This is a genomic window from Stenotrophomonas sp. PS02297 (assembly GCF_029959705.1).
GTDB lineage: Bacteria > Pseudomonadota > Gammaproteobacteria > Xanthomonadales > Xanthomonadaceae > Stenotrophomonas > Stenotrophomonas nitritireducens.
Window position 1 is genome coordinate 1 of the sequence record NZ_JASCOS010000246.1, and the last position, 763, is coordinate 763.

Below are 763 nucleotides of genomic sequence, written 5' to 3' on the forward strand. Positions count from 1 at the left end.
GCGCCAGCGCTTCCAGGCGCCCGCGCAGCAGTTCCAGCCGGCGCGCGGGCTGCACCGCGCGCAGCGCCGAGTGGCCATGCGCCAGGCGCGCGCGGCGCTGCTCCAGCTGCCGTTGCCAGAAGGCGCGCAGGCGTGCGGACAGCGCCTGCTGGCGCTGCCGCAGCAGCGCCAGCCGTGCCTGCGGGCCCTGAGCCTGCAGGCGCAGCACGGCGCGGTCGGCGCGCTGCATGGCCTGTCCCAATGCATGCGCCTGCAGCTGCGCCAGGCGCTGTTGCAGGCGACGCACGCGCGCGTCGAGATCGCGCCGGTCCGGCACCAGCAGCTCGGCGGCCACCGATGGCGTGGGCGCGCGCAGGTCGGCGGCGAAATCGGACAGGCTGAAATCGGTCTCGTGCCCGACCGCCGAGACCACCGGTGTGGTGCTGGCGGCGATGGCGCGCGCCAGCTGCTCGTCGTTGAACGCCCACAGGTCTTCCAGCGAGCCGCCGCCACGGGTGAGCAGGATCGCGTCGTAGCGGCCGCTGGCATCGGCGCGGCGCAGCAGCGCGGTGATCTGCGCGGCGGCGGTGTCGCCCTGCACCAGGGTCGGCAGCAGTTCCACGTCCAGCAGCGGGAAGCGCCGCGCCAGCACGCTGAGCACATCGCGCACCGCCGCGCCGCTGGGCGAGGTGATCACCGCCAGCCGGCGCAGGTGCGCCGGCAGCGGTTTCTTGCGTTCGGTGTCGAACAGGCCTTCGGCCTGCAGCCGCGCCTTGAGTTCCTC

General features: G+C 74.7%; 1 protein-coding gene. It reads right to left on the reverse strand.

The genetic code is table 11. The annotated features are described in order from the left end of the window. A partial coding sequence (gene xseA / locus QMX80_RS19215; protein ID WP_282278774.1) for an exodeoxyribonuclease VII large subunit occupies positions 1 to 763 on the reverse strand: 763 nt, incomplete at both ends.